The organism is Paenibacillus sp. FSL P2-0173 (assembly GCF_038008045.1).
GTDB lineage: Bacteria > Bacillota > Bacilli > Paenibacillales > Paenibacillaceae > Paenibacillus > Paenibacillus polymyxa_B.
Map to the genome: position 1 here is coordinate 1,261,597 of NZ_JBBOYK010000002.1, position 17,798 is coordinate 1,279,394.

Here is a 17,798-nt window from a genome sequence, read left to right on the forward strand (position 1 = left end):
CCCAGCTCATCCTTCAATCGTGGAACAACCGTGCAGAAGCTGATATAATCGAATGGAATGGAGATGATGACATGGCTAAGAAGAGAAATTCGTCTTCCCCTGCTCCTGCGGCTCAGGACAAACCTGCTACATTAAAAGATCTGTTGAGTCAGGATGTGCTGAATAAGCTTAAGGCTCAAGCCAATGAAGCCCAAGCAGAACAGGACAAGCGTAAAGAAGACGAACGGCAGCGTGCCGTCGAAGCAAAAAAAGCTGAACAGAAGAAGCTGGATAACAACTTCGAGCATCTACTGAATAACAGCAATTTGGACTGGCACAAATATAAATAAGCCAAAACCACAACGGTTTTGGCCTATCTTTACGCTTTATGTTATAGCCAGTCACGAATATGTTGTACTGAGTACAGCACCCCTACCCAAACCGGCAGACTGAACGCCATACCCCATATGAGACCTTTCGCCAGCTTTTTGTCTACCTCCATCATGATCCTGCCCCTTTCCTTGGGAATAGCAGCAGTATGGGTCAAGAATACGGCTTTCAAACCCGTATTTCCTTATCCCCAGCAAAAAAGGTATGATAGAAAATGGAAAAGTGTTCTGCGCTGCCCCCAAACTATAATTTAGGATGTTACACCATCCAACCTTTCAGGAGGAATATCAATGAACCGAAAAACGATACGCCCATGGTACACGCTGTGCCTGCTGGCCATCATGCTCGTGCTGGTTGCTGGATGCGGCACAAAAGCGGCCGATGTGGAAGCTGCCAGCCGGACAAGCACTACAACTCCTGCTGCGACTAAAGACAAAAGCAAGGCTGTTTCCCATCCGATTGTCACGATTGTCATGAATGATGGCAAGAAAATTAAGCTTGAGCTGTATCCGGAAGTAGCACCGAACACGGTTAACAACTTCATTTCTTTGGTGCAAAAGGGAGCCTATAACGGTACCATTTTCCACCGTGTCATCCCAGGCTTTATGATTCAGGGTGGTGATCCGCAAGGTAACGGTACAGGTGGCCCCGGCTACAGTATCAAAGGCGAATTCAAGAGCAATGGTGTTAACAATACACTCAAACATACACGTGGCGTATTATCCATGGCCCGCTCAGCGGATCTGGATTCGGCCGGATCGCAATTTTTCATCATGGTTGCCGATGCGGACTACCTCGACGGTCAATATGCCGCTTTCGGTAAAGTAACGTCCGGGTTGGATGTGGTCGATGCTATCGTCAATTCCAAACGAGATAGCAATGACAAACCGATCAAACCGGCTACGATGAAAAAAGTCACTGTGGATACGCTGGGTAAAAAATATCCAGCTCCAGTCAAAGTAAAGTAAGACATCAAATCAGTCTTTCAAAACGGGATAACAGCAACGACCTTGTGCATACGCATGAGGTCGTTTTTGCTTATCCCCTGATGCTTTCTAAGCTGCTGTCTCTGTGATGTAGTAAGAGTATATACACAAAAGGAAGCGTTTTCAATCATTATTTTTAAAGTTTTTTACTGTTAAATGGGTCTGTCAGCGTTCGACAAAAAAGCTACTGTATGAGCAGTAAATTCGTCTAATTGGACTTAGTCTCGACTGAACGAATACCTTCCATCTCTTGCAGCAGTGACAGCAGTTCCTCCACTCCCTCTGACCGGGACAGCTTTACAAGCATATGAATAACCAACTGCTCACCATTATTGATGCGCTCGACGTGAAAGCTGTGAATCGTCAGCTTCTTGTGCTCCAGCAGTTCTTTGATCCGATTCAGCACGCCCGGCTCATTGTCGACCTGAACAACTACTTGTCGCGTGGACGGAGTAGCCATCTGATAAAAACGACTATGGAGCAAGGACTGAGCCGCTAAAATAAACAGCGTTACACCTGCACCAAGCCCATACATCCCTGCACCTACGGCAATACCGATTCCGGCGGTAGTCCAGATGCCTGCGGCAGTGGTCAGTCCTTTAATTCTATTTTTTTGTGTAAAAATCATCCCTGCGCCGATAAAGCCGACTCCACTTATAACCTGTGCTGCTATTCTGGAAGGGTCCAGCGACAGGTTCGACCAGACGGTTTGATCCTGAAAACCATATTTGGATACCACCATCATGAGCGCTGCGCCAATACCGACAATGAAATGGGTGCGAATGCCCGCTTCTTTCATGCGACTTTTGCGCTCATAGCCAATTAAGGCGCCGCATAGTCCGGCAAACATGACCCGAATCAGGTAATCCCAATCCCACATACTTTTTTCACTCCACTATCGTTTATGTTTTGAAAAGATGCTGCTCCTCAAAAATATACAATTCGAAAATGCTATGGCAAATGAGCCGTTTATACAGCTGTTATTTTGTTATTACCCAAATTTTAAGGAACCCTCACTTCATCCTCTGGCAGATTGCGATGTAGCTTCCTCCCCTTGAGCAACCACAGCTCCGGTGTATCCTGTACACCATCAAGGCGCAAGCTGAACGCCCCCGCTGGTAAATTGCGTATACGCAGCAATAGACGGTTTCCGTCTGCTACGGCATCCACAAGCTCGAGCAACGTTAGTGAATCGTTCCTTAGGTGGCGGCTCAGGTCGCGTGTTGTACCTGCTCTGTCCTCCCGGCTCCAAATACACAGCTCATCTACAGACGGTGTGGCAATCCGCTTGCTGAAAGAAATAACCACCTCATCTTCGGCTGAACGTTCCGCCTTAAGCGGTTTGGGCGGCTCATCGTACATGTAACCACCCAAATGGTATTCATAGGCGGTCCAGGCGTCGTAGCCGCCCTCGAGGGCGGTAGCCCCAAACTGCTGCGTCCACTCACGGTCCCGAACCATACGCGCGAGGGAGCCAATATCCGCCTGCACCCCGAGGGGCAGGCCCGGATAAGCGGCCCGTATCGACTGCGCGATGCGAGCATAGCCCCGGGTATACTGTGGCGGTAGACGGCAGCGCATCCAGTCCGGCCAATGGGTCTGGAGTACGTGCATATCCGGGGCGACGCACCCGATCATAGCTACCGCGTCCAGCCCCTGCCATTCCCGCAGCTGGCCTGGGACATCGCCGCGTCCGCTCACAGCAAGCGACCATGTCGCCACGCAGATGTCCGGCCGGACATCACGCACACCGCCCGCGCCGTTCACCAGCTCGCTGATCAGGCCGTTCACGGCGTCCACGCGCAGGTCGACCCACTGCGCGTACAGGTTCGGAACCTTCCGGTAGTAATTCCGCGCATGCTTATCGCGGAAATCCGGAATATTCTCACCGCTACGCTCGCGAAAGGCACGCTGTGCATGCGGTCCAATATCCCCGTACACTCCACTGCGCAGCCCGTTCCATTCGGGAAAATAAGGCTCCGCCACCTCGAACCCGTCAAATGGAATGTCGGTGACGAGCCGGGCAGCGGCTTTCTTTTTCCATTCCACATACTCCTGGGCAAAATGCGAAATCCGCTGAAATCCGTCGTTCGGTTCGCGCAGCAACTCCATGCGCCAACCTTTCCACTCCGGTGGTAGCTGGGACACGCCAAAAGAACCGTTGCCCAGCACCATCGCCCACACCGCTATGCCTCTGCGTTGAAAAGCAGCAACAAGTGCTCCATCCACTTCATTTTCACGCACGACAAAATAATGAACAGTCTGGTAACCCGCAAGGGCGATCTCATCTGCTATACTGTCCCGCGAACGGTTGGCGTAATAGGGAAACAACGGATCGATTTGAATACTGGGGCCGCTCAGTGCCCACGGTTTCATTTTTCCGGTCAGTGCTATAGCGTCTGTCGATTCGGGTCGGTCATTTGCGTTATAGCTCAATTCGATCCACCTCCGTTACTCGGTCTTCTCCATACTTGTTCCTGCTGTATATTTTTGCTACAAGTTCCTGCTGGTTCGCCTATGTTACCATATTTCGCAAATGGGATGAAATCCAGCTGTGACTGTTTCACCATCAACGTACAGAGGTATGGAATAACGAGTCAGGTTTAGTTTATGAACGGAATGGGAGGAATAGTCAATGGCAGAGCAGAGATTGCAAGGGAAGATAGCAGTGGTCAGTGGTGGAGGTTCAGGGATCGGCAAGGCGACCGCGATCCGTTTTGCAGAACAAGGCGCCAAGGTGGTCATGCTGGATCGGACACCCAAGCATGCAGAGGAGACCAAAGCAATCATTGAGCAGGCTGGCGGCGAGCACTTGTACTGGAATGTGATATTTCCAAGCCGGACATGATTCAGCAGGGGTTCGCTAAAGTCGTGGAAACGTACGGAAAGCTGGACATAGTATTCGCCAACGCAGGCATTAATGGCACGATGGCCCCTATCGAGACACTGGAACTGGAGGAATGGGACCGCACGATGAACATTAATCTTCGCGGCACCTTTGCTACCGTTAAATATGCCGTCCCTTACCTGAAAGAACGCGGCGGCAGCATTATCATTACCAGCTCCATCAACGGTAATCGAACCTTTTCAGGTATTGGATTCTCAGCCTACGCCTCCACCAAGGCAGCTCAGGTTGCTTTTATGAAAATGGCAGCACTGGAGCTGGCACAATACAAAATTCGGGTCAACGCGATATGCCCGGGAGCCATCGACACGGAAATTGACGATAACACGTACCCTTCGGAAGACTTGAAGCAGGTACAAATTCCAGTCGAATTTCCGAAGGGCGGAGAGCATCCGCTAGAGGATGCCCCTGGTGAGCCAGAGCAGGTTGCCAATCTGGTCCTGTTTCTCGCCTCAGACGAGTCATCTCATGTATCGGGTACGGAAATTTATGTAGACGGAGCAGAATCACTACTGCGTTAAGTATTAGAATGGGGAACGTTATACCTATACTACTGTTTAGGCATTCTTAGCAGCCTTATCCCTGGTCATATACTTGTGGAATAGGCTGCCTTTATATCGCTTTACAACGGCTTATATCGACCTGTCAGCACCATGCAGAGCTCCTTTGCGAAAGCGGACATACAGCCTGCCTCCCGGGAGCACCTCGAACAACAGCATCAGAAGCGAAAAGAACAGCAGTGCAATGGCTTCTTCTGCCAGAATGTACAGAGGATATGGCCCCAAAACATCCAATATCGACGGTGTCGACGGCTTTCCAGCTAGAAACATGTAGTTAGCACCGAGAGCATCGTCTACGATCCACACCATCAGCGCCAAGCCATTCAGAAAAAGCATAACTCCCCCCACACTCTTCCATGTCGGTTTGAGTCCTTCTATCCAGGTCATATACAAGGCTGCCAAAATAATAGCACTATGAGCTACGAAAAAATGGATAAAACGATAATGCGGAAATGTGTATGCCAAATTAGGCGTCAGTACGGCTTGGAGCGCCCCTCCAATTCCAGCAAAAAGGATGATCGGATATAACCAGCGGCTTCGAAAAATAAGCATCAGGATAGACAGCAGCAGTGTCACACTGCACAGTTCTAATGGCAATGAGGTCTGGACATCCCAAATATGCTGCATCACATACCAAATATTCAGAGTCACCTCTGACAGAATGAGAACTGTAATTAACAACCAGCGAATTCCCTCGCTTACAGGCTTGTTCGATCGAATCCATCCCCGAGTCAGCCACAGCATCAAAGCGCATACAATGAGTCCCGATATAGCCAACCCATGTGACGGAGTAAAAGCCTCGAACCCTTCTGGCGCATTGGCATCAAACCAAGGCCCTGACCACGACCTATCCATAGCTAGCCCCCTTTGATCTCTTTCTCTCTTCGTTGCATTCTATTTTATACCCAATAACCGATTATGTTCTAGCCGTGTTTCTTGCTTGTTCAATACCTTACCTTTATGATAAAAGATATTATATTTAAAGGAGAACCCTCATGGCCATTAATCGCCGATTAATTACAGATCAGGATTTCAATGAGGCACTGGAACGTCATCTTCGTGTCCGAGTATTTCAGGATGACCAATTGATTGGCTCTGGCGGAATCATAATCCGTTTCGACGATCAAACCATCGTCGTGCAATCCAGCGTCAGTGATCTGGCTTACCACCCCAGAAAACAATGTGAGTTTTTTGAAATTAAAAAATAGCCACTACACACCGGGGAACCATTTTGCTTCGTTTTCCGGTGTGTAGCGGCTATATTTTGTTTGTATATATCATGCCTCACATGACGGCTTCTGTTATAGTTGCATTCCCCGTGTTTTCATCATGAGTTTATTCGTAAGCACTTTCAAATCCTCGGAAGAAGACGAAATTTCCTGCATAATTGCTGTCTCCTCATGAGCAGCTGTATAAATTTTGTGAGCTCCTTCAGAGAAGGCCCCTGACATTTGCTGAATACGATGGATCTGCTCAAAGGTTTGATCTACCCGGTTCGTCTGCTCCGTCACGGCTTCTTCCATTAAACGGATGCTCTCGACAAATTCACGTACAATAGCGTTCAAACGGTTCAGCGTCTGATCCACAGAGCTTGTCCGTTCCGCCTCAGCACTGACCAATGACGTCTGCTGATGCATCAACTGCACTGTCTCTACGATTTGTGACTGGACACGGCTAACGATGGCATTTATTTGCTGCACAGACTCCGTACTTTGGGCAGCAAGTGCGCGAATTTGGTGAGCCACTACAGCAAACCCGTTCCCTTCTTCTCCCGCACGCGCCGCTTCTATGGAAGCATTTAACGCCAGCAAATGGGTCTGTTCCGCAATATCCTTCACGGTGCTTGTAATCGCTTCAATTTGGGAAGCTTCTTTTTCCAGTCGGGCAATTACCTGCTGCGAACGACCATGTGATGCTGTCAGCTCTCCCATTCCATCCATCAGGGATGAAAATACGGTCTGCGTCGAATCTACTGAATGCTCCATATGGCCTGACAGTTCCAGCATATGCCCCGATTTGCTACGCATCATTTTAAAATCGCCCAGCATTCGGTCTGCTGTTTTAATAGATTGGGCAGATGCTTGCTTTTGCTGCTCCACGCCATTCAAAATATCTTCTACCACCGAAGACATGGACTCAATTTGTGTGGTAGCCTGCACAATAGCCAAGCTCAGATTTTCCGCACTTTGCGAAGTTGTTCTGGTGCTGTACGAGATCTCGTTGAACATATCTTTAATGTTCAGCATCATATGCCGAAATGCATCATACAGAACTTTAATTTCATCCTCCGAACGACGTTCAGGAATCACAACAGACAGGTTCCCCGCCGAGGCTTCCTCTGCCGCCTTTGCCAACCTAACAATTGGCCGTGTGAGTAATTTTGAGATCAACCAGCCCAAAATGCCACTCCACAGAACACCCAATAACAGAATGATCGAAGTGTACACCCATTCTTGTGTACCTTGAGCAAGCCAGTCCTTGAGTACAAAAATAAAAAAAGCGCTTGTTCCATAGGTTATTGCAGAAATTGAGACAAATGCAGTAACCATTTTCGTACCTAGTGACATCTTCATGTACTGTAGCCCACCCCAAAAAACTCAAATTTGATTCCATTTTACCATAAAATTGCTACATTTCTAGTAGTATTTTTCATAGACAGATATATTCATGAGCATAAAGATACAGAGTCTTAAGTCCCCTATCCTAATCACAAAAAACAATATGTTACCAGGTAGCAGCTTGCATCTTAAAACGGACGAATCGCGCTGTCACAAGCTTTACAGGCCATTCGTCACATCTTAAGCGAGCTGTTACTCGACAAAGTCATTTTCCATTATTAAAAATCATTGTCATTTTTCTGTTCAACGACTGCTTTCTTAATCGCTTCAATTGTGTCTATTTGGTGACTGTTTTTTTCCAGTACGGTAAACTCCCATAAACCGATGGTCAGCTTCTCTCCTTGCTGGATATCAAAACGCTCTGAAAGCATCCATCCCCCAATTGTATATACGTCCCCGGCCTCAATATCCGTCTCCAAGCGTCGATTGACCTCATGAATGAGCGCCTGTGATTTGAGTATGTAACGATGATCATCTGTTTTTGTAATGAGTGGAGTTAACGCTGCGGGGGTTTCGGTGTCGGTATAGGAAGGAATGTCTCCAACAATCTCCTCCATAATGTCCTCCAGTGTGACAAGTCCAGATGTTCCACCATATTCGTCCACCAGCACCGCTACTGGAATGCGTCGTTTTTGCATCTGAATCAGCAGATCCCGAGCCTGAACCGTCTCGATAACCTGAAGCACCGGGTGAATATAAGAAGCCATCGTCGTATTCCCTGTGCTGTGCCCACGTGCCAAATCATGCAGGGCTTCCTTGACGCGAATCATCCCGATAATACGATCCCGGTCGCCATGTTCAGCTACAGGTAGAAAATTATAAACTTTGTCCTCGATCAGCTCCATAAACTCGGCCACTGTTGCCTGGTGGGAGATGGAACGGATGTGGATGCGCGGTACCATAATTTCCTGCGCCGCACGGTCGTCAAAATCAAATACATTGTTCAGATATCGATATTCTGTCGGTGTAATTTCACCACTACGAAAGCCTTCAGATAACGCCAAACGAAGCTCGGCTTCACTGAGTGCCGCATCTTCTTCAGATACCCTTTTGAGCCCGAAGAGACCCGTAATGACACGCGATGAACGACTGAGCACCCAATTCAGGGGATAGGTCATTTTATAGAATATCGTGATCGGACGGGCAAAAAACAATGCCATTGGTTCAGCAATCTGTATGGCGAATGTTTTCGGTACCAGCTCCCCAATGACCACCTCGAAATAGGTCAAGATTAGAAAAGCCAGCAAAAAGGAGAGCACTCCCGTCAGGCCTGCTGGAATATGAGCCAACACAAACAGGGGATGTAGCAGATGTTCAACAGTAGATTCCCCTAGCCAGCCTAGCGCCATTGAGGTTAATGTGGTTCCGAGCTGACAAGCAGATAAATACTCGTCCAGCCGAGACAGAATGTTTTTAACGGCTTTCGCATTTTTGTTGCCTTCAGAGGCCAATTGATTGATGCGAGATACTCGCACACGAATAATGGAATACTCCGAGGCCACAAAAAAAGCAGTTAATGCGATAAGCAATATAACCAGAATGATATTTATCGTTTCCATAGCCCTCTCTTGCTCCGTTCATGACGAAGCAAGAAGCCCCCCCTTTGACATTCATTTTTGGATGGAACCATAACATAAGTAATGATGTCCATAATCGTGTATTACCCAAAAATGACAAGGAGTAGACTATGTATGCCCCTGTTAGCGAATCGCTAGCGGACTCTTTTGCACAATATCTATCCATTGATCAGCTATCAATTGATGCCCAACCGCTGTCGGATGAACCCCGTCATGCAGCCAATAGGAGGCGTCCGCCTGGATAGCGGCTTCGTTCAACATGCTCTGGAGCGGCACAAATACGGCCCCAAATTCGTCCGCAAGCTGACGTACAATACGCTGGTATCCCGTTATTTTTTCTTGCCAAATGTCCCATCGCGCCTCGGTAGCTCCCGTTTTCAAAATAAACGGCTCGCACAGCACGAGTCCCAGATCAGGCATCACTTCACGCGTTTCTTCCAGAAGGTGGCGATAGGCTCGTTCAAATCGGTCCGTCACCCCGGACGGCTCCTGCTCCACGATCCGCCAGGCGTCGTTCACTCCGATTAGAATACTGAGCAGGTCCGGCTTCAGGCTAAACGTGTCCTCATTCCAACGTGCATACAAATCCGAAACTCGATCCCCCGAAATTCCCCGGTTCACAAACTCTGGCTGCGTGGTAGTCAAACGGCTCCCCAACGCACCTGCGATCAGATACACATAGCTCTGACCCAGCCAATGGTTCGCGTCCTCATTTCGTCCCCTTCCTCCGTCTGTTATAGAATCTCCCTGAAAAAGAATACGTGCGTGTTCTATACTCGTCATCTTCCTAACTTCCTCCTTCGCATTTTCCAATAATACCCTTATCATACCTCGCAGCTTCTAAATTATAAAGCGGTTTCAAAACATAGAAGAATTATAGATTTGCCATATGGCCGGATTCACTAGCTTTAATTAGGGTAGGAATCCGGTGGCAAAGGCGATCAAGTCATTTCACATCGCTCGGTACTTACACACCTCACGAAAATTACAGCCTCCGCACGCTCTGCGTGAAGGCATCGGAGTGAAGAAAGATTCAGGCTTGGGGCGATTATAGTAATCGTCATCGAGACAGGACTTCATTTCCTCGATGTATCGTCCGACATTACCAACCACTTTGTCGATATCCTCTTGCGCGGGACGATACACCTCATGCTCTCCTGTCATCAGATACTCCACACGTACCTCGATCTTCTCCAATGGAAGCTGATAGTGCTCCTGCACATAGGAAGCATACAAAAAAAGTTGGTCGGAAAAATCGCCTTCCTTGCCTGTTTTCCAATCCACGATGACCAAGTCTCCATTGTCTCTACGGTAGAGCAAATCCATTTTGACATACACTTTCGTCTCGTGAAGGAGCATCGTATCCCACTTCTCCACTTCTACAATTCGGGCCTTTCCCTGTTGCAGTTCATGCCAAACCGCAGTACGGTATAAATTGTGTATCACCGCGTGCTGTCGCTCCTTAATAAGGGCGATTCGTTCCGAAAGCACCTCGTCGTCGTAATAAACCTCCGCCAGCATGACGCGATTTTTCGGATCTTGTAGCCATAGCTCACGGTGTAGCGATTCCTTGTAGCTGTCATTCAACATGTTCTTCATAGCTGTCTCGAGGTATGCTGTACGCGGGATAGCCCCTTTTTCCATCCATCCACGTATGACTGATTCACACATTTGATGCGTGATATTCCCGAATAAAATATATAAGTTGCTCAGTTGCTTGAGCCGATACAACGTAACTTGCTCTTCAGTGCCCTGTGCCGAATTCCAGCCATTATGCGAGCCGTAATAATGATAATAGTATTTGCGTAAGCATTCATCGAACGTTTGAGCCCTCGATTGCGAATAGGACCAGGACGGGTATATAGCCATGACAGGCCCTCCTTCATTAAAACTATCATCTCTTTATTATAACGCAAACCTAAGCTGTATCGGCGATAAAAAGGACAAAGACTTTAACCCATGGGTTAAAGTCTTCTACTGACTGACTAGTTTGTAAACTCTCAATGAGTCCGTTCAACATTTATCAAATCACTAACATTAACGGCACCGTCCTCACGGACGTTGACAACAAGTACCGGAGTTCCCAGCATTCCGCTGATCCACTCCTTATAATCATCCACATGATCATTCGGAAGAATCGTCAAGATGACACCAGCGAAGCCACCCCCATGTACCCTGCATGCGCTGTTATCTATTGATTTTAAATACATTTCGGTTAAAGCCAGTGCAACCGATACGTCTTGTTCCCGCGCAACCCCACTTCTATATACGTTTTGGAGCCATTTCCATGAGGAATTACCAGATTCGGTAATGAGCCTCAGGAAATCAGTAAAGCGCCCCTCCTCCAGTGATTTCACCTGTTCATCCACACGCCTATTTTCTTCAAAAAAATGCAACGCCCGCAGTACTGCACGGTCTCCTGCTTTTTCCCTGACCATTTTAAGGTTGGCATATAGATCCTCTGGCAATAAGTCACGGCAAACCGAAGCGTCTAAAGATTGAGCCACTGCAAACATTTCGTTGGGCACCGCCGCGTAATCGTCCGTTAAATCAGCATGATTTCCGCCTGTATTTACAATAACGAGGGAATATCCGTTTTGTTCAAAATTCCAATGAACAGGATTTATGATCGGTTCCTTGGGATTTTCAAAGTCAATGGAAATCAAGCCGCCATACGCGCAAGCCATCTGATCAAGCAGCCCCGACGGCTTGTTCCAATAGCTATTTTCCGCATACTGACCAATTTTGGATTTAGCAACTGCATCTAACGCTCCCTCGTTATAAAAATGATTTAATATCGTGCATATCAACATTTCAAAAGAAGCGGAAGAGCTTAAACCTGAAGCAGAGAATACATTACTTGATATATAAGCTTGGAATCCCCCGATACGGTATCCGAATTCAAGTAGACCAGCGGCAATACCACGAACCAGCAGCATCGTACTGTCATCCTCCGGTTTTGGCGACAAGTCGGTTAAATCGATGACGTACTTCGTCTTATAGCCTTCAGAAAAGAATGTAATTACAGACTCCTCCACTTTAGAAGCTGCAGCGATGGTATCGAGTGTTATACTGCCTGCCAGCACCTTCCCGTGATTGTGGTCTGTATGATTTCCACCAATTTCGCAACGTCCCGGAGCACTAAACAGTTCAATATCCCCTACACCAAAATGCTCCCGATACGCCTGTATAAGTGATTCATATCGAGTCGTTTGCTCAGAGATTTGCTGTTGACCGTACATTCGGGCAAGCACCATTTGTCCCTCTCTGGAATTCAATAGTTCCATATCTTTCATCGTATATCCCCCTAATTGTATGTGTTTTCCTATGCTGGAATGATACTATAATTATCTCAATTTTCCCTGTATAAAAGTATGGCACTTTTAAAATTTGTAAGCGCTTATTTTAATCGCTTTACTGAGCATTTTACCAATTTAACTAAAAAAGAACCAGCCCTAATTGGGCCGGTTCCTTGAATATCTTTTTTAGTCGCGTTTCAGTACATATTCCCCATCATTGTTACGAGTTACTGTGGCGCCAAGCGCCTCGGCAACTGATTTGAAAGGAACATACAATGTGCCATATTCATCCGTATATGGAGCTTGTGGCAGCGTCAATGTGCTTCCTTCCAATACAGCCTGTTTGGAGCCACTTTTCAGCTTAATCGTCTTACCTGTAATATCATCAATTACAGTAGTTTGTTTAGCAGCTGCATCCCATTTTAACTCGGAGTTCAGTTCGCTCGTCAGTTCACGCAATGGAATAAAGGCAGTGCCACCACGATTCTCCAAGACGTAGTAATCGTCTTTAGGATCGAAAATGGTTTCTACTTTTGTAATTTCCAAATCATTTTTTAAAATGTTGTAGATCGGAGAATTCGCTTCAAAATTGCGCAGCGTCGCTCCCGGAGTTAATTCAGCTTGTTTATTCAAGTCAATAACACCGTTAGAAATATCCACTTTATCAGCCGTCACACTACCATTGACGTTCCAAGATTGAGTTTCGGTCAGAATTGTGAAGGACTTCACCGGAAGACCGTCCACATCTGGCAGAGCAACTGTCAAGTCTGTCGCTGCTTTGCGAACATTTCCTTTTTCATCAAAATACATGTCGCTTTTCAGAACCGTGTTAGCACTCAGAACCGTTTTGATTTCAGGGGACTGTGCATACATGGTGCTAACGCCTACATCATACTGATCAACGGCCAGATCCAAATACTTTTTAACTTCGGTATAAGCCTCATTGACCATTTTTTCTTTGTTAGCACTCAGTTCCGTTGTTACTTTATCACTACCTTCAATATTCATGCCGGAAGCAATCGTTTTAGTCATATCAATGGCTTGCCCGATCAGCTCTTTCAAGCCTGCTTCGTCCTTCGCCAGATTCGCCAGGAACGGTTTTACCAATGTTACCAGCTCATCACCACGAAGTTCAGCATGCAGATGGGTCAGTTTCACTTTGTCTTTTTCACCGTATACTTCCTCGGTTACAGACGTTGCAGAAATGGTAGAAGGGTTAGGCGCATGCTTGAGCATAAGTGCAGCGGCTGTTTTCGTCAGTTCTCTCACGTCTTTGGAATATACATATGGATCAAATCCAGCAGGCAGACCGCTCAAACTCTCTTGCGAGTTCAAAGATATGTAATAAGGTTTTTTGGCACCTTCCAGTTGAATAGCCAAACCTTGGCGGTCTAAAGCAAGTTCAAACGGCAAATTATACTTATCGATGTGCAATGTACCTTTGGCAGAAGCAAGTTCCTCCGATTGTACCTTGGCTTCATCCACAGTGACGGAAATCGAATTAATCAAATCTACGATTTCTTTATCTCCTTGCGTGATTCCTTCTTTTGGAGTCAATTTAAGAGAGATTTTCTCCGTTGTTTGCTGGGATTTCACATCAAGTGTTCCCAATAAATTTTTACTTACATCAAATCCACCTACTGCCTGGCAACCTGTCAAAGCTACCATTAACAGAATAAGAGGGACGGCGATCCATTTTTTTATATTCATATTAATCCCCTTTCAAGATATTTCCGTTATCTCTTCTATTATCTCAGTGTTAACACGCATTGTAAATGAGTAGAATGGAAAATAGAACTAGTTATTTAGGATCAATTTTCAGCCTGCAGCATTCGGTAAGCCAGTAGCGCCATCTCTAGGCAACGACGTTTGTCAGGGTCTGCCAGATTTCCCTCTATGATTTCATTAATTTTATCCAGCCGATTATAAAGGGTCTGTCTGTGAATGTACAAAATTCCGGCGGTATCACGCTTGGAGCCATGGGATTGAAAATAGGCATCCAGTGTATCCAGAAGCTGCATATGGTGCTCACGATCATGCGCAATCAGCCCGCCCAAATGGTCCTCTACGAACTCTTGTAGAAAAGGAATGCGGGGCACCGCCTTCAACAACTGATAGATTCCGATGCTGTCGTAAAATAACCGATCCTTCATGACTGGGACGCTTCGTGCCACTTCAATGACCTCATATGCCTCTTCAAAACTGCGATCCGTCCCCGTCATGCGATGCCTTACTTTACCAAAGCCTGCATGAATGCGCACCTTATCAAGCTGTCCTGCGGCATAATTCTGAATATATTGAACAGTATGGGCAAGCACTTTTTTCATTTGCGCTGCGGAACGCAGTGTTAATTCCTCCTTGGCACAAAGGATGTAGCATTGACTCCCCTTCATCATCAGCAGATTGTGCAACGTTTCTTTTTTCAACAATGAACGAAGCAGCACCAGCACATCCTGATTGATGGATTCCTTGCGTACCTGACTGGCATCCTTGTCCTGATGTTCCACCTCGATGACCCCTGCCCAAAATAAATACTGCCCCTTCGATAACAATCGCAGGCCCATTCGGGTCTGGGCCTGTTCTTCACTGGGAAGCTGTCCGCTCAATACATCCTGAATCAATTCATTTTGATTACGCAGCAATCGGTCTTCAAGAAACTGTGTTCTCAGCACCAATGTAGCGGCTGCCTTGGCAGTGTAATCGAGTAACAGCGACATTTCTTCCGTTGGCATTTCACTATGCAGCACCAAACCTACTGCGGAAAACACCTGACCGAAGCATACAACGGGCTGGAACAAGACGGCGGTGGATTCATTCAGGTGAAACAGCAGATGCCCCTCCCGATCGGCTGTCATACTAGATTCCACTTCATTGGCATAAAAATCTGCAATACGGTCCGCTAGATCCGGCTGGACGGAAGGTACGAATCGATTGGTTTCAATGGAAGACATGTAGATGACCTGCCGGGCTGCATAGTCATGAAGCACACGCAAGAGGGCGTTCATATCAGTGCTGCGCAGGGTCTCCTGCTGAAGCTGACGTGAAAATCGCTCCAGATCTTTTAGGAGTTCATGATGTCGGTTAATAAGTAGGGAATGAATATCTTGTGTAATTTCAACAAAACGCACTGGCTGCTCAAATACGATGACCGGGAAGTGATGTCGTTCCGCCAACTCCAGAATTTCAGAGGGGATTTCATGAATGCTCGTGCCCAGCTCCACGCACAATCCCGCAGCTTCCGAGCGGATCAGTTGCTCCATATACTCGGCACGCTCTTCCCCCTTCCGTGTGAGCCACAGGCCGGTCGTCAAAATCAAGTCATGACGGCTCACAAACGGAGAAACATTTGTGATTTCTAGTACATGTACCCAACCCACACGGCGATTTACGCCCTGTTCCCCCGCCGCCAGTTTTGCCCGCCGGAAAACGGGACGTTCCAGCACATCCGCAATGGTAAATGTTTTTTTACCGTTCATCGGCATTCTCCTTATGTATATGTCTTTATGTCATTTTATATGACATATATTCATCAAAAAGTCGAGCCTTTAAGTCAGATAATCCGACAAAATGTATGATGTCAAGGAGCTTCCCCCCTTGTAAACTGTACCTAATCTAACATGAATTGCATTTATCGGCTTGAGTCCATGTAACTAATCGGCAAACTGCACAAAAATGATAGTGTAATTTTCTTAACAATTATTTTTAGGAGAGGTGAATGAAATGAAAATTGGGATTCCGAAAGAGATTAAAAACAACGAAAATCGTGTCGCTCTAACGCCTGCAGGTGCAGCTCAAATGATTCAACACGGACATCACGTATTTGTGGAAAGCCATGCAGGTGTTGAAAGCGGCTTTACGGATGGAGATTATGCCACTGCGGGTGCGACTCTTGTGCAACAAGCTGCGGACGTGTGGTCCCAGGCGGATCTGATTATCAAGGTAAAAGAGCCGCTCCCCTCTGAATACGGGTATTTTCGACCAGGATTGATTTTATTCACCTATCTGCATTTGGCTGCCGAGCCAGCACTGGCCCGCGCTTTAACAGACAACGGCGTAGCCGCCATTTCCTATGAGACGCTAGATGTTGAAGGCAGCCTCCCGCTGCTTACCCCGATGAGTGAGGTTGCCGGACGAATGGCTGTACAAATTGGAGCACAACTGCTGGAAAAACCAAAGGGTGGCAAAGGCATCCTGCTGGCAGGTGTGCCGGGGGTCAAACGCGGTAAAGTGACCATTATTGGCGGAGGGGTGGTCGGCACCAATGCTGCCAAGGTCGCCATCGGTCTCGGGGCAGATGTGACACTGATCGACCTGAGCCTGCAAAGACTGCGCCAACTGGACGATATTTTTGGCAATCAGCTCCATACGCTGGTGTCCACCCCGTCCAACATTGCTGAAGCCGTGGCGCAAAGTGATTTGCTGATCGGTGCTGTCCTGATCACTGGTGCCAAAGCCCCGCGGCTCGTAACGGAAGCGATGGTACAGACGATGCAGCCCGGCTCTGTGATTGTGGATGTCGCCATCGACCAAGGCGGCATAGTCGAGACGATTGACCACATCACGACACACGACCAGCCTACCTATGTGAAGCATGGCGTCATTCACTATGCGGTAGCAAACATGCCGGGCGCGGTACCGCAAACCTCGACGCTCGCTCTGACGAACGCGACGCTCCCCTTTGCTCTCCAGCTCGCAGATTTGGGTGTGCAGGAGGCGCTTCGCAGAAGCAAGCCACTGCTTAGCGGCACCAATGTCCTGAACGGACATATTACCTACGAAGCGGTCGCACGTGATCTGGGATATCCTTATGTTCCCGTGGAACAGGCATGGCAGGCGAAAGCCTTACAATAGAAACAGCTCAAAGAACCACACACTCTTCCCAGCAGGGACTGGAGCGTGTGGTTCTTTTTGTGCTAGCTGTATTCACCATACTTACTGCATTTCAGACGATCTCTGACGAAAGGAACGTTTGAAGATGGCGATAAATATCTGTGATTTCTTCCAGCGACATGCGCACCAGTCCGCTAGACGAAGGTGCCACAAATTCATGCATCTCGGGAATTAGCGGTTCAGGCTGAAATCCCCAATCTACTTTGGATTTTTTACTGTATTCGGTGTACACGCCTTTGCCGACAAAGCAAGCAACCCTCGGGCGGTATTCCTTTAGCTTCTCGTATAGCTTCAGACGTCCTTCGGCGTATTCCTCGCGTGCAATGTCCTCTACTCCCCTCGTGGGACGGGAAACAATGTTCGTAAATCCGAAGCCCAGCTTCAGCAGCTCCCGATCTTCCGATGGATCGTACAAGCGAGGTGTCAAGCCTGCTCCCTCCAGTATGCGCCAAAAGCGGTTGCGCGGATTCGCATAATGATGTCCTACCTCGCCTGATTTCAAGCTGGGATTAAAGCCGATGAATACAACGGATAATCCATAATCCAGATGATCATCTACCTCATGCAGTTCTGTCTCTCGCTCTGTCATGGGCT

15 protein-coding genes and 1 pseudogene are annotated in these 17,798 nt (G+C 47.5%); 5 read left to right on the plus strand and 11 right to left on the minus strand.

Going from position 1 to position 17,798, the window contains the following annotated elements:
* The first annotated feature begins 71 nt into the window (after positions 1-71).
* Both MKX30_RS15960 and MKX30_RS15965 read left to right on the plus strand, forming a co-directional pair.
* Positions 72-329 (plus strand): YqkE family protein, encoded by a 258-nt coding sequence (locus MKX30_RS15960; RefSeq protein ID WP_023987317.1) that lies wholly within the window; start codon positions 72-74, stop codon positions 327-329.
* A gap of 330 nt (positions 330-659) precedes the next feature.
* Positions 660-1,337, plus strand: coding sequence for a peptidylprolyl isomerase (locus MKX30_RS15965; RefSeq protein WP_023987315.1), 678 nt, complete (start codon positions 660-662; stop codon positions 1,335-1,337).
* Positions 1,338-1,563: 226 nt separating this feature from the next.
* On the opposite strand, the gene MKX30_RS15970 is transcribed toward MKX30_RS15965, so the two are convergent.
* Both MKX30_RS15970 and MKX30_RS15975 read right to left on the minus strand, forming a co-directional pair.
* A complete protein-coding gene (locus tag MKX30_RS15970; protein ID WP_053324781.1) occupies positions 1,564-2,235 on the minus strand; it encodes an MgtC/SapB family protein in 672 nt (223 codons plus the stop codon).
* Positions 2,236-2,357: 122 nt separating this feature from the next.
* The gene (locus MKX30_RS15975; RefSeq protein ID WP_069079724.1) at positions 2,358-3,731 is read right to left on the minus strand and encodes an N-acyl-D-glucosamine 2-epimerase; all 1,374 of its coding nucleotides are present in this window, start codon (positions 3,729-3,731) and stop codon (positions 2,358-2,360) included.
* Positions 3,732-3,990: 259 nt separating this feature from the next.
* On the opposite strand from MKX30_RS15975, the pseudogene MKX30_RS15980 reads away from it, so the two are divergent.
* Positions 3,991-4,781, plus strand: a pseudogene (locus MKX30_RS15980) (SDR family oxidoreductase).
* Between the two features lie 111 nt (positions 4,782-4,892).
* Here MKX30_RS15980 and MKX30_RS15985 read toward each other — a convergent pair.
* Positions 4,893-5,675 (minus strand): YwaF family protein, encoded by a 783-nt coding sequence (locus MKX30_RS15985; RefSeq protein ID WP_069079711.1) that lies wholly within the window; start codon positions 5,673-5,675, stop codon positions 4,893-4,895.
* A 140-nt stretch (positions 5,676-5,815) separates the two neighbouring features.
* Between MKX30_RS15985 and MKX30_RS15990 the strand changes: the two genes are divergently transcribed.
* Entirely contained in the window at positions 5,816-6,028 is a 213-nt protein-coding gene (locus MKX30_RS15990) for a hypothetical protein (protein WP_013309048.1), read from the plus strand.
* 93 nt (positions 6,029-6,121) lie between these two features.
* Here MKX30_RS15990 and MKX30_RS15995 read toward each other — a convergent pair whose 3' ends face one another.
* The 7 genes from MKX30_RS15995 to MKX30_RS16025 form a co-directional block, all read right to left on the minus strand.
* Entirely contained in the window at positions 6,122-7,393 is a 1,272-nt protein-coding gene (locus MKX30_RS15995) for a methyl-accepting chemotaxis protein (RefSeq protein WP_023987309.1), read from the minus strand.
* A 263-nt stretch (positions 7,394-7,656) separates the two neighbouring features.
* On the minus strand, positions 7,657-8,997 hold the full coding sequence (locus MKX30_RS16000; protein ID WP_025723741.1) for a hemolysin family protein: 1,341 nt from the start codon (positions 8,995-8,997) through the stop codon (positions 7,657-7,659).
* Positions 8,998-9,138: 141 nt separating this feature from the next.
* Complete coding sequence (locus tag MKX30_RS16005) at positions 9,139-9,798, minus strand: SGNH/GDSL hydrolase family protein (protein ID WP_179085432.1); 660 nt, start codon at positions 9,796-9,798, stop codon at positions 9,139-9,141.
* A gap of 168 nt (positions 9,799-9,966) precedes the next feature.
* Positions 9,967-10,884: a PD-(D/E)XK nuclease family protein gene (locus MKX30_RS16010; RefSeq protein ID WP_028543196.1), complete on the minus strand. Its 918-nt coding sequence runs from the start codon at positions 10,882-10,884 to the stop codon at positions 9,967-9,969.
* A gap of 131 nt (positions 10,885-11,015) precedes the next feature.
* Positions 11,016-12,311, minus strand: a complete 1,296-nt coding sequence (locus MKX30_RS16015; protein WP_028543197.1) for a galactokinase — start codon at positions 12,309-12,311, stop codon at positions 11,016-11,018.
* A 189-nt stretch (positions 12,312-12,500) separates the two neighbouring features.
* Complete coding sequence (locus MKX30_RS16020; protein ID WP_023987305.1) at positions 12,501-14,024, minus strand: copper amine oxidase N-terminal domain-containing protein; 1,524 nt, start codon at positions 14,022-14,024, stop codon at positions 12,501-12,503.
* 101 nt (positions 14,025-14,125) lie between these two features.
* Complete coding sequence (locus MKX30_RS16025) at positions 14,126-15,790, minus strand: PucR family transcriptional regulator (protein ID WP_028543198.1); 1,665 nt, start codon at positions 15,788-15,790, stop codon at positions 14,126-14,128.
* Between the two features lie 244 nt (positions 15,791-16,034).
* Here MKX30_RS16025 and ald point away from each other — a divergent pair, with 244 nt between their 5' ends.
* On the plus strand, positions 16,035-17,165 hold the full coding sequence (gene ald, locus MKX30_RS16030; RefSeq protein ID WP_023987303.1) for an alanine dehydrogenase: 1,131 nt from the start codon (positions 16,035-16,037) through the stop codon (positions 17,163-17,165).
* 91 nt (positions 17,166-17,256) lie between these two features.
* Here ald and MKX30_RS16035 read toward each other — a convergent pair whose 3' ends face one another.
* Entirely contained in the window at positions 17,257-17,793 is a 537-nt protein-coding gene (locus tag MKX30_RS16035) for a mismatch-specific DNA-glycosylase (RefSeq protein WP_028543200.1), read from the minus strand.
* Positions 17,794-17,798 lie beyond the last annotated feature (5 nt).